Origin of the sequence: Nocardia xishanensis NBRC 101358 (assembly GCF_001613365.1) — a bacterium.
Lineage (GTDB): Bacteria > Actinomycetota > Actinomycetes > Mycobacteriales > Mycobacteriaceae > Nocardia > Nocardia xishanensis.
In genome coordinates, this window is the sequence record NZ_BDCF01000009.1 from 210,511 (window position 1) to 226,986 (window position 16,476).

The window sequence follows — 16,476 nt, forward strand, 5'->3', positions numbered from 1 at the left end:
ATCCTCATTTTCGGGTGAGTAGCACGTACTGTGCTGATGTCTTCTGGTGCAGATCCTGCACTTGTTCCGCCCTGGTCAGAATGATATATCTATCGACCTGGAATACGCATGAGCTGTAGGCCATTCTTTCGATGCCGAGGGAATTGTAATACTTTCCCTCGCATTCGGCATTCGACCCGAGTCCGGCGGGCGCGTCCAAAAGCTTTTCATCAGATTCTAAATGTGTCGATGGTCGCCATGATTTCCACAATGATTCCGCACCTTTGCTGGACTTGCTGCGAAAGATGACCGCATCGCCGAAAGAAATCAGCTCAATACCCGCCTTCTCCAGTTCCCCCAGCGTGGTCTGGTCTGGATTCGCCAACAATGGAAGTGAGCCGCGGCCGGTGTAGAAGCCATCGGGTTCGGGCCGACTTGGCGATTCCGGATCGCTCGGCAGTGTGCGTCCGAGGATGCCATACGGATCCAAGGGGATTCGCGCAAGCTGATCCGCCGGCGTCGGCGCAAACTTCTGGAGCAGCGGTATCTGAACGTCGAGCATGCGCTCGACCTGCGAAGTCAAAGCAGGGAGGTCGGGTAATGAGGTGTCGTCCACGACTTTGATGAAGATTACATAGCGGTCGTGGACTGTCCAGGAACCAATAGAGGAGACTGTCGGCCGCCAGTGGGCGGAAGTGTTGGGGTGCTTGGTGATCGAAACCGGCTGATTGTCGCGGTTGTAGGTGAAGTCATCACGCTCCAGCGCCGGGCCGACCCCCTGCGCGGTCTGGGCGTCGGGAAACATCAGCACCGCCAGGTTCATCGTTCGCCGCTTGTCTTCTGAAGCCCCGCCGGTGGACCAGGCATTGACCCATCCTGTGACAAGATCCTTCGCGACCTCGTCGAACGTGTCATTGATGACCAGGTTGCCGAGGGTCTTGCGGTTGAGCACTATGTGCGGTCGGAGATGCCAGGAGTCCTCGACATACGATTGGTCCGCTTCGTAGGGGAGAGCAACGTAGTCGGCGAGCCGCTGGGCTTCACGCGCGCGAGCCTGCTCACTGCTCTTCGCGTTGCCTATTTCGCGCGGCTCTGTCCGATAGTTGCCGACGTCGAGTCCGGATGTATCAGCTTCTACTCGGACCGCTCGTCCGCTCACTTCAGCGCCGCATGCGCTCGCGGTGAACGCCAAGGCTGCCGTGATGGCCACTGTGATGGCAGCACGAATTGGTATGGGCTGCACAGGTATACCCCCCTCATTTCACGAACCTCGCAGGATATTACTGTGCAGCCCGCCCTACGTCAGCGTTGGGCCGACACAGCAGCCGCGGTCTATGAGGCGGCCGGATCGGTCTGAAGCCTGGTGGGAGTTGCGGTCGGGAAGGCCGGTTCGAGGTCGTGGCTCACAAGCTATTGGCCAGCAACGCGTATTGCGCCGCCACCTTCTGGCGGACGTCGGGCTCCTTGTCGCTGGTCACCACGCCGACGTAGCGCTTGTAGGGCACGTAGCAGCGGTACTTGTACTCGCGCTCCGGGTCGCCTTTGCTGTTGAGCTGCAGGCACTTCGCGCCCGGGACGTCTCTGGGGGCGTCGATGGGATCGAACTGGTCGCCGACGGTGTCGATGAGGCCGGTGACGAGTTTCTGGGCGGCGTCGCTGTCGCGGGTGCGGGTCACCGAGCTGGCGTCCACGATGGCGATCTTGTCGACGCCCGTCTCTTCGATGAGGCGCTGGGTGGCGGCTTCGTCGTCGGCGGAGTGGATGCCGTGGTTGCCGCTGTAGATGGCGAAGGTGACCGGGTCGGGGGAGTGTCCGCCGCGGTCGGCGACGGCGACGCGGGCCAGCAGGCCGTCCGGGTCGACCTTCAAGGTGTCGAGTTTGGCGACCGGGGTCGGCTGGAATTTGTCCAGCGCGGGCACCTGGGCGGCGAACGTCTTGTCCACCCAGTTCACCAGGTCGGTGCTGTCGGCGCGGGGACGCTGCACGAACAGCGAGATGACGAACTCGCGGTGGGCGAGGAAGGCGCCGACGTTGGGAACGCCTGGGCGCCAATGTAGATAGGCGTCGGGGTACTTGGTGGACCCGAGCCTGCGGTTCTGGTCGGAGACGCCGATGTCGGCGTCCTCCAGTTCGCGGGCGGCGAGCTTGGCGGTGGCCTCGTCGGGGAAGCGGAACACGACGTTGGTGACCGCGGTGGCGTCGGCGGCGGGGCGGGTCTGCCCGGCGGGATCGGCCTTGTCGGAACCGCTCGCGGCGAAACCGGTCACCATTTTGCGGTTGTCCAGGACCGGTTTGGAGACGTTGGCGACGAAGTCGAGTGCGGCTTCGGTGTCGGTGAGCACGGTGCTGCCGCGCCCGAAGTTCAGCGACGGATCGATGCGCACGGTGGGTACCACGGCCTCGGACATGCGCATGCCTTCCAGCAGCGCGCCGTCGCCGCCCGAATCCTGGTCGTAGGCATGCTTGTTCACCGGATAGGTGCCCACTTCCAGTTTGCGGACGTCGAGTTCGCCAGGTAGCGCGGTGCCCGCCACGCCACTGCACCCGGTCAACGCACCGGCCGCCACCACACACGCCGCCAAGATCGCGATGCGCGAAGTCCGAACCATGACAGGCCCCTCGTTCCTCCCGTACCTGCCCTTGAAGTTACCCGACGAACGCCGGGCAGAGCGACCGATCGGACACCGATTGCAATACGCTGGGGGACATGGCGACGACCTTGAACCAGACCACCGGTGGAGGCCGATTCCGGTGAAGGATCGGCAGGTCGAGGTCGTCGCGGGGAATCACGCCGTCGCCCGGGTCGCGGGCGCGGTGCTGGTGGTCGCGCATCGGGGCCGGGACAAGCCGACCGAGGACGCGCCCGCCGTCATCGCGCTGGAATCGCTGGCGGAACTGGTCAGAGCGGCCGTCGAGCAACAGCCGAACGGTCCCGGCGCGCTGGTCGCCCGCGAGGCGACGCGCTGGCTCATGAAACACGCGGAGCAGATCAGTCCCGGTGTGCCGATAGATTTCGGCATTCTCTCCACGGCGGAGAACGGCGGGGTGGCGATCTTCTTGCACGGTGCGGTGACCGCGGTGCTCGCCGGAGACGGCAGGGTCGAGCGGTATCGGGGCAGCGACGCGGCGTTCACCGTCGACCGGGTCGCGTCCGTTCCCGCGCTCGGCGTCGCGCTGTTCATCGACGACGACAAGGGCCGGGTTCCGGAAATTCCCGAGCGGCGCGGAATCGGCTGGCTGGTCGAAGGTATCGCGCAGGCCGGAGGCGCGATCGTGTGGTCGGACGGCGCTCGTTCACGTTCGGCGCAGGCCGCCCGGCCGGACACCGCCGAACAGCGTGCGCCGCAGCACCATCGCACGCCTGTCGCGCCGCTGCCGACGGCCCGTATCGATCCGGAACCGCGTCAGCGGCCGCGCCCCGAACCGCAACCCGCGGCGACGCAGGCGTCGACCTCGATGCTGGACTCGGTGGCCGACCAGCCCGACCCGCACGAGGCCGACACCCAGATCGGCGGCACCAACCCGGCGCCGCAACCCGATCCGGATCTGCAGCGCCGCCTGGAGGCCACCGCCAAGGCGACCGCGCTCACCGTGAAGGTGATGGGATTCAAGTGCGCGCGAGCCCATCCCAGCGATCCACGCGCGGCGTTCTGCACCGTCTGCGGCATGCCGGTCGATCAGACCCAGGCGCTGATCGAGGTGGTACGCCCGCCGCTCGGCATGCTGATCCTCGACGACGGCATGACCTACATGCTGGCCGCCGACGCGGTGCTCGGCCGCGATCCCGAGCATTCCGAGGCGGCGCAGCGCGGGTTGATTCCGCTGAAGGTCGAGGACAACTCCGGCGGAATGTCGCGCGCGCACGCGGAGATTCGGCTCATCAACTGGGATGTGGCCGTGGTGGACCGCGGCTCGACCAACGGCACCCGCACGCGGCCGCCCGGGTTCCGCGACTGGATCCGCCTCAATCCCAACCAGCCGATGATCCTGGTACCCGGCACCGAGGTGATGCTCGGAAACCGGGTGCTGCGCTTCGAGCCCGCCGCGCCGCCGCCGTTCGGAGGCTGACGGGCCGCCGCGCCCCGACCGGAGCACTTGCCGGACCTAGGAGTACCGGGACATGCAGGTGTTCTCGCCGTTGAGTACGCCCGCGCGGAAGGCGTCCACCCTGGCGAACCCGCTCGGCACCGTCTTGCCCTGCGCGTCGCTGGCCGCGAGGCCGTCGGTGAGCAGACCCGACACCGCCTCGTCGAGATCGCCCGCGGCAAGGGAGATGTCGCCTTGGGTGCGTTGGCGATTCGGGTCGGCGAGCTTGCCGGTGACCACGCCTGCCAGGCAGGCGGCGCGCAGCCCGGTCTTGGCGCCGACCAGCGACTGGCCGTGGCTCTGCTGCACCGCGAGGGTGTAGCGGGCGATGAAGACGACGTAACCGTTGTAGTCGCCGGTCACTTTGAGCGGCAGCGGGTTGTCCTCGTCGAAGTCGGCGGTGCCGCGTTTGGCGAGCTCGGGGATGTCGGTGGCGATGAGATTCTCGGCGGGACAGTAGGAGACAGGCGAGGTGGTGGTTCCGTCGCGGCAGTCGATCTTCGCGCCGCTGTAGTTGTAGGTCGGGCTGTCTTTCACGGGCAGGATCGCCGCGAGCGCCTTGGTGAGCTCGACCAGGCTCTCCTTATCGATCGGATACTCACCGGTGCTGCCGCCGAGCGTCTGCGGCAGACCGCCGCGCCGCTGGTTGATCTCGTCGATGTCGATGCCCTTGCACGCCTTGGGGCCGTCGGTGAATCCGATCTGCACCGCGGTGACCCGCTCGAACGCGGAGCCGTGCACGCTCTCCGGATCGTCGGGGTCGGAGTCGCGGATCGCGACGGTGGCGGCGAGCACCGTGTTGAGGCCGTCGGAGGTGTTGATGGTGAAGTGCTTCGACTTGCCCTCCGCCACGTGACGAATGAACGCGCCCGCGAAGCAGTCGGCCTGCTGCTCCTTGACGATCACCGGGTCCTTCGAATCGACGATCTTGGCCTGCGCCTGCACGGCGTGCCCGTATTCGTGGGCGAGCACCATGACCACGGCCATCTTGCCGAAGGTGTCCTCCATGGTGGGCAGCAGCACCGAGCGGTCCCAGCCGATGGAGTTGTCCAAGCGGCAGAAGGCCGCGTTCACCAGCCGGTAGGTCGTCTCCTTGCAGAACTCGGGTGCCTCGTTGCGCGGCGCCTTCGCGCTCCAGGAGATGCGCCGTTCGACCGGTCGGAATTCGCCGTCGAACTCCTTGCCGTACTCGGCGCGCCAGTAGGTCTGGATGTCGTCGATGGCGTTGAGCGCCAGGGTGTCGATCGCGCCGCCGTCGCCGTTGGCCGCGGTGAGGTCGGAGTCGGGCACCCCGGCCCGCGGTCCGCTCGGGCCGCTCGTCGTGGGCAGTCCGGCCACCTTGAACGGATCGTCGTAGACCGAGACCGCACGGCCGTCCACCGTGCGCGTACACCCCGCGAGCAGGGCCATCGCGCACAGCACAACCGTAATGACAGCGGTCGCTTGGAGTTTCGGCAAAGCTCCCCCTAGTCGGCCGGTAGCACGTTCTCGTCGGTCGCCGGATCGGGGCGAGAGGCGCGTCGGGGGCACCGCCGATGTCCGGTTGATGGCATAGTATCCGCTGCATGTCTTTACCGGGGGCGCAGACCATCACCGTGCGCCATGATGGAACTGAACGGGTCTTCGATTCGAATCAGAAAGTCACCATGGGCCGTGCGCCCGAGGTGACGCTGTTCGTCGACAGCCCGCTGGTGTCGCGGGTGCACGCGACACTGGCCTGGCAGGGGAGTGGCTGGGTTCTCACCGACAACGGCAGTACCAATGGCGTTTTCGTGGACGCGCGCAGGCTGAGTCAGCCGGTGTCCATCGACCGACCGACGCAGGTCAGGCTCGGCGACGCGATCAGCGGTCCGCTGCTGCACCTGCTGCCCGCCGCGGCGCCGGTCCGGCCCGCGCACACGCCGCAACCGTCGTCGCAGCCGCAGCAGGCGGTTCGGCAACGGCCGAATTACCAGCATCCGAACCGTCCGCCGGTCGGGCAGCCCGCGCATCAGCCCGCCCCGTCGCACCACCCGCCGGCGCCGCATCAGCCGCTGCCCTCGCATCAACCGGTCGGGGCGCACCAGCCGCCCTCGCAGCCGACGCCGCAGCAACCCAACTTCAACATGACCACCAAGGCCGACACTTCCGCGCTGCCGCCGCTGCGCGCGAGGGCGTCGACCTCGCCGATCGCCAGGGCGGACCGGATCCCGTCCAGCGGCCTGACCATCGGCCGCACCACCGACAACCAGATCGTCGTCAACGATCCGCTGGCCTCCCGCAAGCACGCCCGCCTCGTCGCGGACGACGGCGGCCTCACCATCGAGGACCTCGGCTCGGCGAACGGCACCTTCGTCAACGGCACCCGCCAGCAGCGAACGGTGCTGCGCGAGCGCGACATCGTCACCATCGGCAACGTCGACTTCGTCGTCCAGCAGGGCACCCTGGTGCATCGGCAGAAGCCGGTCGCCGAACAAGGTCTGCACGTGCACGGCGTCGGATTCACCGTCGAGGGCAACAAGCAACTGCTCGTCGACGTGAACATGCAGGCGGGCCGCGGCACGCTCACCGCGCTCATCGGCCCATCGGGCGCGGGCAAGTCGACGCTCTCGAAGCTGATCGCCGGCACCACTCAGCCGTCCGGCGGCGTGGTGACCTTCGAGGGCCGTAACCTGCACGCCGAGTACGAGGCGCTGCGTTCCCGTATCGGCATGGTCCCGCAGGACGACGTGCTGCACCGGCAGCTCACGGTGCGCCAGGCGCTCGGCTACGCCGCCGAGCTGCGGCTGCCGCCGGACACCACCAAGGCCGACCGCCAGCAGGTGATCGACGGTGTGCTGAAAGAGCTTTCGCTCACCGAACACGCCGATACCAGGGTGGACCGGCTCTCCGGCGGTCAGCGCAAGCGCGCGTCGGTGGCGCTCGAACTGCTCACCGGTCCCTCGCTGCTGATCCTGGACGAGCCGACCTCGGGTCTCGACCCGGCGCTGGACCGGCAGGTCATGGTGATGCTGCGCGAGCTGGCCGACGCGGGTCGCGTGGTCATCGTGGTGACCCACTCGGTGGCCTGCCTCGACATGTGCGATCAGGTGCTGCTGCTGGCGCCGGGCGGCAAGACCGCCTTCTGCGGGCATCCGGCCGGTGTCGGCGGGGCTCTTGGCACCAGCGACTGGGCCGAGATCTTCGCGAACGTGGCGGCCAATCCGGATCAGGCGTTCGCGGCCTACCGATCCAGACAGGCGTTCGCGCCACCGCCGCCCCCACCGCCGCGCTACGGACCCGCGGGCAGCCCGCCGCAGTCGAGCGGGTTCAAACAGTTCTCCACGCTGGTGCGCAGACAGATCCGGCTGATCTTCGCCGACCGCGGCTATCTGGTCTTCCTCTTGCTGCTGCCGTTCATTCTGGGTGTGCTGTCGCTGGTTGTGCCCGGCAAGAACGGTTTCGCGCCCGGCGGACTGACGACCTTGCCCACCGGCGAGATCGTGCGCGTCGGCGGCGGCGAGACTCAGCAATTGCTCGTCGTGCTCATTCTCGGCGCCTGCTTCATGGGCGCCACGCTTACCGTGCGCGACCTGGTCGGCGAGCGCACGATCTTCTATCGCGAGCGCGCGGTCGGCCTGCTGCCCTCGGCGTACCTGATGGCCAAGATCGCGGTGTTCAGCGTCACCGCGTTCCTCCAGGCCGCGGTGCTCGTCGGGATCACGCTGGCGGGCAAGAACCCGCCCGGCGCGGGTGCGGTGTTGTCGTCCGGCAGTTTCGAGCTGTACATCGACATCGCGCTGACCGCGGTGTGCTGTGTGGTGTTCGGTCTGCTGATCTCGAGCCTGGCGAAGTCGAACGAGCAGGTCATGCCGATGCTCGTCGTCATGATCATGGTGCAGCTGGTGATGGCGGGCGGGCTCATCCCGGTCACCGACCGTGTCGTCTTGGAACAGCTGTCCTGGTTGTTCCCCGCGCGCTGGGGTTACGCGGCGGGCGCGTCGACGGTCGACATCAAGACCATCTTCGCGAACGCCCAGCAAGACAAGCTCTGGGACCACACCGCGGGCATCTGGATCCTCGACGTGACGCTGTTGCTGGTGATCACCGCGCTGCTCGCGTTCGTGACCTGGCAGCGGCTACGGCTGAAGAAGTCGGCGGCGTGACCACCTACTCGAGCCGCCACGACCCATGGTCGGGTGGGATCGCGAGCGTGTCGCTCACGCAGCAGGCACACTTATGACTGTGACGGTGCGAGTAGGGGCAGTGCATCTCGGCTGGGATGTGGTGTCCGTGGCAGCGGGCGGTGGACGTACTCCGATCCGGCCGGTGCAGGTGGAAGGTACGTACACGCCACCGGCGTATTTGCTGGCCGATTCGTCGGGACGGCTGCACACCGCGGGCGTCGACCGGCAGCGTCCCGATCTCGGGATGGCCATCGCCGACGTCCGCGACATCCTCGGTCACCCGCAGATCGTGGTGGCCGGGGCGACCTGGCCCGCGGAGATGGTCTTCCGCGCAAGGATGTACAACCCGCTCGCCGCCATCGGCAAGTACCTACGCGGCAAACCGGACGTGGTGGCGCTGCCCTTCCCGGACGGCTGGCCGGACGAGAAGGTCGAGGTGTACGCCGAGCTCGTCGAGACGCTCGACGTGGTGGTGGAGCCGCTGCCGGAGAGCGTCGCGCTCTCGGGTTACGTGCGGGCTCTCGGTTTGGTGCGCGCGCCCGACGGACGCAATCCGCGCGGTGTCGGCGCCACCGGCGTGTACTCCGACGGCCGCACGATGCTCGTCGTCGCGGTGCACGGGGACGACGAGCAGCCCACCGAATCGGTCGACGTGCCGGTTACCGGCGACGCGATGCGCGACGCGCGCTCGGCCGACAACGTGGTGATCGAGGTCATGGCCGCGGCCCGCTCCATCGGAGCTGACACCTCGACGGTGCTGCTGAGCGGCAATGTCTGTTTCAACGAGGCGTTGCGCTTCGCTTTCCAGAACCACCTGGGCCACCGGTTGCATGTCGCCGATCATCCGATGCACGCGCTGGTGCTCGGGGCCACGCACCTCTTGGTGACCGACAGTGAGTCGGGTGAGCCGGAGCAAGGGGGCAGGCACGCCGAGGGCGGGCAGCGAAACGACTACGCCCCGCCGCAGCAAGCGCATCCTCAGCAGCAGATGCAGGCGCCGCAGTGGCAGGCGGACGCGGGGCAGCGGCCGGTCGAACCGGCGCAGCGTCCCGTCGAGCCTGCTCAGCGTCCACCGGAAACAGCGCAGCGGCCCGACCTCGGTCCGCCGTCCTCACCGGGATCGCCCGTGGTCACCTACGGCCCCGGCTACCCGACCGCCCCGCCGAGCGCCGAACCGCAGCCCAGCGAGGAGCCGACCACCCGCGTCACCCGCGAGGATCTGGCGCGCAGTCTGCCGCCGAACCTGGCCGAACTGGGCAGCCGGTTCACCAGGCCGCCGGGTCAGCAGCCCGACGATCAGCGGACCACCGTGCTGGGTCGTCAGGCGCCCGCCTCGCAGCCGCCCGGTTCCGCGTCGCCGTACCCGCAGGCCGGCCACAAGGGTTCCTGGCAGGAGCCGTCCGCCGAGGACGCCGAGGACGGCAAAGAGCACAAGGGCAAGCTCTGGAACAAGATGAAGGGCAATCTGTTCGGTGCGCAGGCCGTGGTAGGCGCGGTGGCGCTCGCCGTGGTGGCGATGCCTTCCGAGGGCGACAGGGTGGAGCTCACTGGCGCCGCCCAGCCGGTCCGCTCGGTGCTCGGCGAGCCGGCGCCCGCGTCGTGCGGGCTGACGCCGCACATCGCGCCAGAGGATCGCAGGCAGGGGATCGCCACGGTGCGGGTGCCCTCGTCGGCGGAGTCGGAATGCGCCCCGCCGAACATGGACACGCTCCGATATGTAGTGCCGGGACCGCCGGGCGCTATCGACCCGGGGGCTCCGGTCGAGATCTGACTGGATTCGGGTCCCTCGATACCTTCCTGGTATCGTTCTGCGTTGGCGTGTGGACGGCCGGGAGATTCCCCGTGGATCACCAGGTCGCACACCGAGGCCCGGGTCTCAACCGGCCGCCGGGGTTCACCTCGACCGCACGCTTGGCCGGCAACACCGACGACAGACAGGGAAGCACTGTGCCTACGTACAGCCCCAAGGCGGGTGACGTGACCCGTAAGTGGTACGTCATCGACGCCACTGACGTAGTGCTCGGCCGTCTTGCCGTCCAGGCAGCGAATCTGCTGCGTGGCAAGAACAAGCCGACCTACGCGCCGAACTTCGATGGTGGCGACTTCGTCATCATCATCAACGCGGACAAGATTGCCATCTCCGGCAACAAGCGCACCGACAAGCTCATCCACCACCACTCCGGGCACCCGGGCGGCCTCAAGTCGCGCACTGTCGGTCAGGTGTTGGAGACCCGTCCGGAGCGTCTCGTGGAGAAGGCCGTCAAGGGCATGATCCCGAAGAACAAGCTGGGCAACGCGATCGCGGGCAAGCTCAAGGTCTACGCGGGCCCGACCCATCCGCACGCCGCTCAGCAGCCCGTTCCGTTCGAGATCAAGCAGGTGGCCCAGTGACCGCTCCCGAGGAATACAACGAGGACTTCTCCGAAGAGGCCGCCGTCGAGGTCGTGGAGGAGGACTACGGCTACGAGGCCGAGCCCGCCGCCTACGCCCCGGTCGTCATCGACCGTCCGGTGCAGACCGTCGGCCGCCGCAAGGAGGCCGTCGTCCGCGTCCGGCTGCTGCCCGGCTCCGGCAACTTCGTGCTCAACGGCCGCACCATCGAGGACTACTTCCCGAACAAGGTGCACCAGCAGCTGGTCAAGTCGCCGCTGGTGACCGTCGAGCGCACCGAGTCCTTCGACGTGCACGCTCGCCTGGTCGGCGGCGGCCCGTCGGGCCAGGCAGGCGCCCTGCGTCTGGCCATCGCCCGCGCGCTGATCGAGGTCACCCCCGAGGACCGTCCCGCCCTGAAGCGGGCGGGCTTCCTGACCCGTGACCCGCGTGCCACCGAGCGCAAGAAGTACGGTCTCAAGAAGGCGCGTAAGGCGCCTCAGTACTCGAAGCGCTGATTTTGGCTTCGTCGATCCCCGCCATCCGGCACCCTGTGGGGGCCGGGGGCGGTATGGTCGGCGCTGCAGCTGTACGAGAGCAGGCTTCCAGCACCGCTGGTCGCCTGCTCTCGCTGTATTGAGTCGCGGCGTTCGCGCGCCACGCACGGTTGCGCAGGCCAACGCCTGCAGGCCCATTCGCATGTCGCGAAACCACCGATGAGGGGCGAGGTATGGGACGTTTGTTCGGCACGGACGGTGTCCGCGGGCTTGCCAATGGATCGCTGAGTCCGGAGCTGGCACTGCGGGTTTCGGGAGCGGCGGCGCAGGTGCTCGGCCGCGGCAAGAAGCGCGCGCTCGCGGTGGTCGGCCGCGACCCGCGGGCATCCGGCGAAATGCTGGAGGCCGCCGTGACCGCCGGGCTGACCGCGGCGGGTGTCGACGTGCTCTCGGTGGGGGTGCTGCCGACTCCGGCGGTCGCCTACCTGACCGGTCTCTACGACGCGTGTCTCGGCGTGATGATCTCCGCCTCGCACAACCCGATGCCGGACAACGGCATCAAGATCTTCGCCGCAGGCGGTCACAAGCTCGACGATGCCGTCGAGGACCGGATCGAGGCGCTGGTGGCCGAGGACGCCATGGCGCGCCCGACCGGCGCCGACATCGGGCGGGTGCTGAACGCCTCCGGCGCGCGCGATCACGGGATCGTCATCCCGGACCAGTACAGCCTCGAAGGCACTCACGAGCGGTATGTCGAGCACCTGGTCGAGGCCACCGCGCAAGACCTGAGCGGGCTCACCGTGGTGGTCGACTGCGCGCACGGCGCGGCCGCCGAGGTCGGTCCCGCCGCGTACCGCGAAGCGGGCGCGACGGTGATCGCCATCAACGCCGAACCCGACGGCCTCAACATCAACGAGGGCTGCGGCTCGACCCACTTGGAGCAGGTACAGCGCGCGGTGCGCGAGCACGGCGCCGACCTGGGCCTGGCACACGACGGCGACGCCGACCGCTGCCTCGCCGTCGACGCCGAAGGCAATATCGTCGACGGCGACGCGATCCTCGCGATCCTCGCCATCGCCATGAAGGACGCGGGCGACCTGGTGGGCGACACGCTCGTCGCCACCGTCATGAGCAACCTCGGCCTGCACATCGCGATGCGCGACGCCGGAATCACGCTGCGTACCACCGCCGTCGGCGACCGCTACGTGCTGGAGGAACTGCGCCGCGGCGGCTACAGCCTCGGCGGCGAACAGTCCGGTCACGTGGTGCTGCCGAAGTACGGCACCACCGGCGACGGCATCCTCACGGGCCTGCGCCTGATGGCCAGGATGGCCCAGACCCACCGCACCCTCGCCGACCTGGCGAGCGTGCTGCGGACCGTGCCCCAGGTGCTGGTCAACGTGCCGGTCGGCGACAAGGCGGCGGTCGCCGCCGCGCCGGAGGTGCGGGAGGCGGTGCTGGAAGCGGAGCGCGTGCTGGGAGATACGGGACGGGTTCTGTTGCGTCCCAGCGGCACCGAGCAGCTGGTGCGGGTGATGGTCGAGGCGACCGATCTGGTGCAGGCCAAGCAGCTCGCGGACGATCTGGCGAAGCGAGTCGCGTCGGTTTAGGTTTCGCTGATCGGGCGGTAGGAGCCCGATTCCGCGACGGTTGTCCACAGCACCCGAGTTATCCACCGCTCGACGGTTTCCGCAGGTCACCGAAACCGCGTCATCGGCGAGGTAGCCGATGGTGGTCTCATGCGACCGGGACTGACGGAAGTTCGAGACAAGCAATTCGGCGCCTTCACCGCATGGCAGGCCCTGTGCGAGTACAGCCGCGCCGAGATGCGCACCCGCGTGGATCGTGGCGATTGGGTGCGCGTGTTCCACGGCGTCTATCGCGAAGCCGCGACACCGCCGACGCCGCAACTGCGGGTGGAGGCGGCTCGGCTGTCGATCGGCGCTCAGTCGCTGACAGCCGCCTACGAGACCGGGGCGGAACTACATGGATTCGCGGTGGGCGAGAGCCGGGTGACGCATGTGCTCGGTGCCCAGCGATCGAGGACCTCGCGCCTGGTCGTGCACAGTGACCGGATCGAGCCCGGAGATCTCGACCTGATCAAAGGCACCGTGACGACGACCGCCGTCCGCACCGCGGTCGACGTCGCGCGCACCACCGATCGGCTCGACGCGCTGGCGACCCTGGATTCGGCGCTGCACCTGGGGATCTCACGCACCGCGTTGCTGACCGAGAGCGAACGGCACCGAGGACGTCGTGGCTACGTGCAGGCGGCGGAGCTGATCGAGCTGGCGGACGGTCGCGCGGAGTCGCCGATGGAGTCGCGGACGCGGCTGCGCTGTATCGACGCCGGATTGCCGCGCCCTGAGTCTCAGGTGGACGTGCTCACCGGTAACGGGCCACGTCGGCTCGATCTGGGCTGGCCCGAATGGCGCATCGGTCTGGAATACGACAATGCGGTGTGGCATTCGGGCGATGCGCCGACAGCGCGCGACGAGCTGCGTCCCGAACTGTCGGCGGACGGTTGGACCGTCTACTACGCCACCGCCTCCGACGTGTACCTGCGACCAGAGAACTTCGTAGAGCCGATTCGCTGCGCGATGGCGGGGCGATAGCGAATGGTTGCCTGCCAACGGTTTCGAACGCTCGAGGCGCGTCGCGGATCAGTCCTCGGTGAGCCGTCCGTTGTCCATATGCCAGCGGCGGTTCGCGCGGACCGAATCCAGCATCCGCCGGTCGTGCGTGACCAGCAGCATGGTGCCGGTGAAGGATTCGACGGCCTGCTCGAGCTGCTCGATCGCGGGCAGGTCGAGGTGGTTCGTCGGCTCGTCCAGCACGAGCAGATTCACTCCGCGCGCTTGCAACAGCGCAAGCGCGGCGCGGGTGCGCTCGCCGGGCGAGAGGGTGTCGCAGGCGCGCATCACGTGCGTCCCGCGCAGCCCGAACTTGGCCAGCAGCGTCCGCGCCTCCGCGTCCGGCCAGTCCGGCATCTCGGCGCCGAAAGTGTCCGCGAGCGAGTTGGTTCCGCGGAAGAGTCCGCGCGCCTGATCGACCTCGCCGATCTCGACACCCGAGCCAAGCGTCGCGGTCCCCGAGTCGGGCCGGATCTTGCCGAGCAGCAGCGCGAGCAGCGTCGACTTGCCGGAACCATTCGCTCCGGTCAGCACGATCCGGTCCGCCCAGTCGACCTGGGTCGTGACCGGGCCGAGGGTGAAGTCGCCGTGGGTGACCGTCGCGTCGGAGACCGTGGCGACCACCGACCCGCTGCGCGGTGCCGCGGCGATGGACATCCGCAGCTCCCACTCCTTACGCGGCTCCTCGACCACCTCCAGCCGCTCGATACGACGTTGCGTCTGACGTGCTTTGGCCGCCTGCTTCTCGGTCGACTCCGCGCGCATCTTGCGGCCCGCCTTGTCAGAGTCCAGCTTCTTCGGGTCGCGCGCCTTGCGGCGGGCGTTGCGCACACCGTGCTCGAGCCAGTTGCGCTGCATCTGCGCACGCGCCTCCAGGCCCGCTTTGGTGTCGGCGTACTCCTCGTAGGCGTCCCTGGCGTGCTGGCGGGCGATCGCCCGTTCGGCGAGGTACGACTCGTAGCCGCCGTCGTAGATACCGACCTGCTGCTGCGCGAGATCCAGTTCGACGATCCGGTTGACGGTGCGCGCCAAGAACTCTCGATCGTGACTGATCACCATCAGCGGCACGCGTACACCGGTGACGAACTGTTCGAGGCGAGCGAGTCCGTCCAGGTCCAGGTCGTTCGTAGGCTCGTCGAGCAGCAGAATGTCGAAGCGGGACAACAAGACCGATGCCAGACCGGCCCGCGCCGCTTGACCGCCGGAGAGACCGGTCATCGGCGTTTCCAGCCCGCTCGCGAGGCCTGCGGTGAGTCCGAGCTCCGCGGCGACCTCCTCGGCCCGCTGATCGAGGTCGGCTCCACCGAGCGCGAGCCAATGCTCCAACGCGGGTGTGTAGTCGTCCGCGCCACCCTCGGCGAGGCGCTCCGCGGCGGAGTCCATGGCGTGCTGCGCCGCCGTGACCCCGGTCCGGCGGCCGAGGAACTCGAGTACGGTTTCGCCGGGAATCCGCTCCGGCTCCTGCGCCAGGTAGCCGACCGTCGCGTCCGGCGGGCTGAGGGTGATCGCGCCGGTGGGCGTCTTCCGGTCGGCGAGCATGCGCAGCAACGTCGACTTGCCCGCGCCGTTGACGCCGACCAAGCCGATCACGTCACCGGGAGCGAGCGTCAGGTCCAGTTCGTCGAACAGGGTGCGTTCGCCGTGTCCTGCGGAGAGGCCGCGCGCATGCAAAGTGGTGCTCACTCGAAGAAGTCTGCCGTGCTCGCGTCGGCGCACCGCACGGGGTCGCCGTCGAAAGATCCCCACCGGCCGCAGGACGAACCGCGTTCACGCTCGTACTCGGGGTTTCACCCTGAGCCGGGGCTCCGAGAATTCAGGGTGCCGATGGGTCAACGGACCGATGTGCGCGAGCGCGTTCACGCGGAAAGTGGATGGCACAGCGTTCGACACCAGAGAGGGAAATCCGATGACCGCACCCGCCCGCCGCCTCACCCGCAGCTCCCACGACAAGTGGATCGCCGGAGTCTGCGGTGGCATCGCAGAGTACTTCGGCTGGAACGCGGGCATCGTCCGGCTGTTGTTCGTGCTGTCCTGCCTGCTGCCCGGCCCGCAGTTCATCCTGTACCTCGTTCTCTGGCTGGTGATTCCGAAAAAGTGACCGCCGCGACCGGGTCGGGGCTGCGCCAGGGACTCGTGGATGACAGGATGGAGTGATTCCCCGCGTTTCGCGGGAGTTCCGTCCCAACGCACGAGTCCCGTCCGAGGAGGAGCCATGATCACGTCCGGCGAGTTCCCGGGTCTGGATTTACCCGACATCGACGCGTCCACGCCGCTCGGTGGCCTCGGTGAGGTCGAACTGAACCAGCCCACCCAGGACATCAACGCCGACGGCGTCCTGGACTCCATCACCACCCAGGGCGACGACGCGATGCAGGTCTGGACGGACTACGACCACGACGGCTTTGCCGACCACGTCACCGTCGTGGAGAAAGACGGCGACTACGCCGCCTGGGAATTCCACCGCCACCCGGACGGATCCTCCGAATGGGTACGCACCGATCAGGGCAAGCTCGGGAAGTAGTCGACGTTCGCCAGCGGGCGTACCACCAAAAGGTGCCTGCCACAGACTCTTCCGAGAGTCACCGTGTGGCTCACAGGACTCCGTGCCGACGGGAGCCTCCCGGCTCGGCCGAACGAATCCCATCACCAGGCCCGAAAACGCGCGCCGCCACGCGACTCCGGCGCGCCGACTACACTCACCTCCATACGGTCCCCGAACGCCGACCCCATCGAGGGGTGAACCAGGCCGCAGGCTGCGATGATCCG

General features: G+C 68.0%; 13 protein-coding genes. 9 read left to right on the forward strand and 4 right to left on the reverse strand.

Going from position 1 to position 16,476, the window contains the following annotated elements; translation table 11 throughout:
• Positions 1-4 precede the first annotated feature (4 nt).
• Both NX1_RS10345 and NX1_RS10350 read right to left on the reverse strand, forming a co-directional pair.
• Entirely contained in the window at positions 5-1,189 is a 1,185-nt protein-coding gene (locus tag NX1_RS10345) for a DUF7373 family lipoprotein (protein ID WP_245668425.1), read from the reverse strand.
• Between the two features lie 193 nt (positions 1,190-1,382).
• Positions 1,383-2,588 carry a DUF7373 family lipoprotein gene (locus NX1_RS10350; RefSeq protein ID WP_068057044.1) on the reverse strand — a complete coding sequence of 402 codons (1,206 nt, stop codon included), beginning with the start codon at positions 2,586-2,588 and terminating at the stop codon, positions 1,383-1,385.
• Positions 2,589-2,730: 142 nt separating this feature from the next.
• Between NX1_RS10350 and NX1_RS10355 the strand changes: the two genes are divergently transcribed.
• Positions 2,731-4,047 (forward strand): FHA domain-containing protein, encoded by a 1,317-nt coding sequence (locus NX1_RS10355; protein WP_068057046.1) that lies wholly within the window; start codon positions 2,731-2,733, stop codon positions 4,045-4,047.
• A gap of 36 nt (positions 4,048-4,083) precedes the next feature.
• Here the strand turns inward: NX1_RS10355 and NX1_RS10360 are convergent, their stop codons facing one another.
• The gene (locus NX1_RS10360; RefSeq protein ID WP_068057167.1) at positions 4,084-5,475 is read right to left on the reverse strand and encodes a neutral zinc metallopeptidase; all 1,392 of its coding nucleotides are present in this window, start codon (positions 5,473-5,475) and stop codon (positions 4,084-4,086) included.
• Between the two features lie 155 nt (positions 5,476-5,630).
• Here NX1_RS10360 and NX1_RS10365 point away from each other — a divergent pair, with 155 nt between their 5' ends.
• From NX1_RS10365 to NX1_RS10390, 6 genes are all read left to right on the forward strand, one after another.
• Entirely contained in the window at positions 5,631-8,189 is a 2,559-nt protein-coding gene (locus tag NX1_RS10365; RefSeq protein ID WP_068057048.1) for an FHA domain-containing protein, read from the forward strand.
• A 73-nt stretch (positions 8,190-8,262) separates the two neighbouring features.
• A complete protein-coding gene (locus NX1_RS10370; RefSeq protein WP_068057050.1) occupies positions 8,263-9,981 on the forward strand; it encodes a hypothetical protein in 1,719 nt (572 codons plus the stop codon).
• 176 nt (positions 9,982-10,157) lie between these two features.
• The gene (rplM, locus tag NX1_RS10375; protein ID WP_067833240.1) at positions 10,158-10,601 is read left to right on the forward strand and encodes a 50S ribosomal protein L13; all 444 of its coding nucleotides are present in this window, start codon (positions 10,158-10,160) and stop codon (positions 10,599-10,601) included.
• Positions 10,598-11,098, forward strand: a complete 501-nt coding sequence (gene rpsI, locus NX1_RS10380) for a 30S ribosomal protein S9 (protein ID WP_068057052.1) — start codon at positions 10,598-10,600, stop codon at positions 11,096-11,098. The genes rplM and rpsI overlap by 4 nt, the downstream gene beginning before the upstream one ends.
• 212 nt (positions 11,099-11,310) lie before the next feature.
• Positions 11,311-12,687 (forward strand): phosphoglucosamine mutase, encoded by a 1,377-nt coding sequence (gene glmM, locus NX1_RS10385; protein ID WP_068057053.1) that lies wholly within the window; start codon positions 11,311-11,313, stop codon positions 12,685-12,687.
• Positions 12,688-12,816: 129 nt separating this feature from the next.
• Positions 12,817-13,692 (forward strand): type IV toxin-antitoxin system AbiEi family antitoxin, encoded by an 876-nt coding sequence (locus tag NX1_RS10390; protein ID WP_068057055.1) that lies wholly within the window; start codon positions 12,817-12,819, stop codon positions 13,690-13,692.
• Between the two features lie 48 nt (positions 13,693-13,740).
• Here NX1_RS10390 and NX1_RS10395 read toward each other — a convergent pair whose 3' ends face one another.
• Positions 13,741-15,393, reverse strand: a complete 1,653-nt coding sequence (locus tag NX1_RS10395) for an ABC-F family ATP-binding cassette domain-containing protein (protein ID WP_068057057.1) — start codon at positions 15,391-15,393, stop codon at positions 13,741-13,743.
• Between the two features lie 223 nt (positions 15,394-15,616).
• On the opposite strand from NX1_RS10395, the gene NX1_RS10400 reads away from it, so the two are divergent.
• Together NX1_RS10400 and NX1_RS10405 are read left to right on the forward strand one after the other, a co-directional pair.
• Positions 15,617-15,808 carry a PspC domain-containing protein gene (locus tag NX1_RS10400; protein WP_068057059.1) on the forward strand — a complete coding sequence of 64 codons (192 nt, stop codon included), beginning with the start codon at positions 15,617-15,619 and terminating at the stop codon, positions 15,806-15,808.
• A gap of 114 nt (positions 15,809-15,922) precedes the next feature.
• Positions 15,923-16,231: a DUF6802 family protein gene (locus tag NX1_RS10405; RefSeq protein WP_068057061.1), complete on the forward strand. Its 309-nt coding sequence runs from the start codon at positions 15,923-15,925 to the stop codon at positions 16,229-16,231.
• Positions 16,232-16,476: the final 245 nt, after the last annotated feature.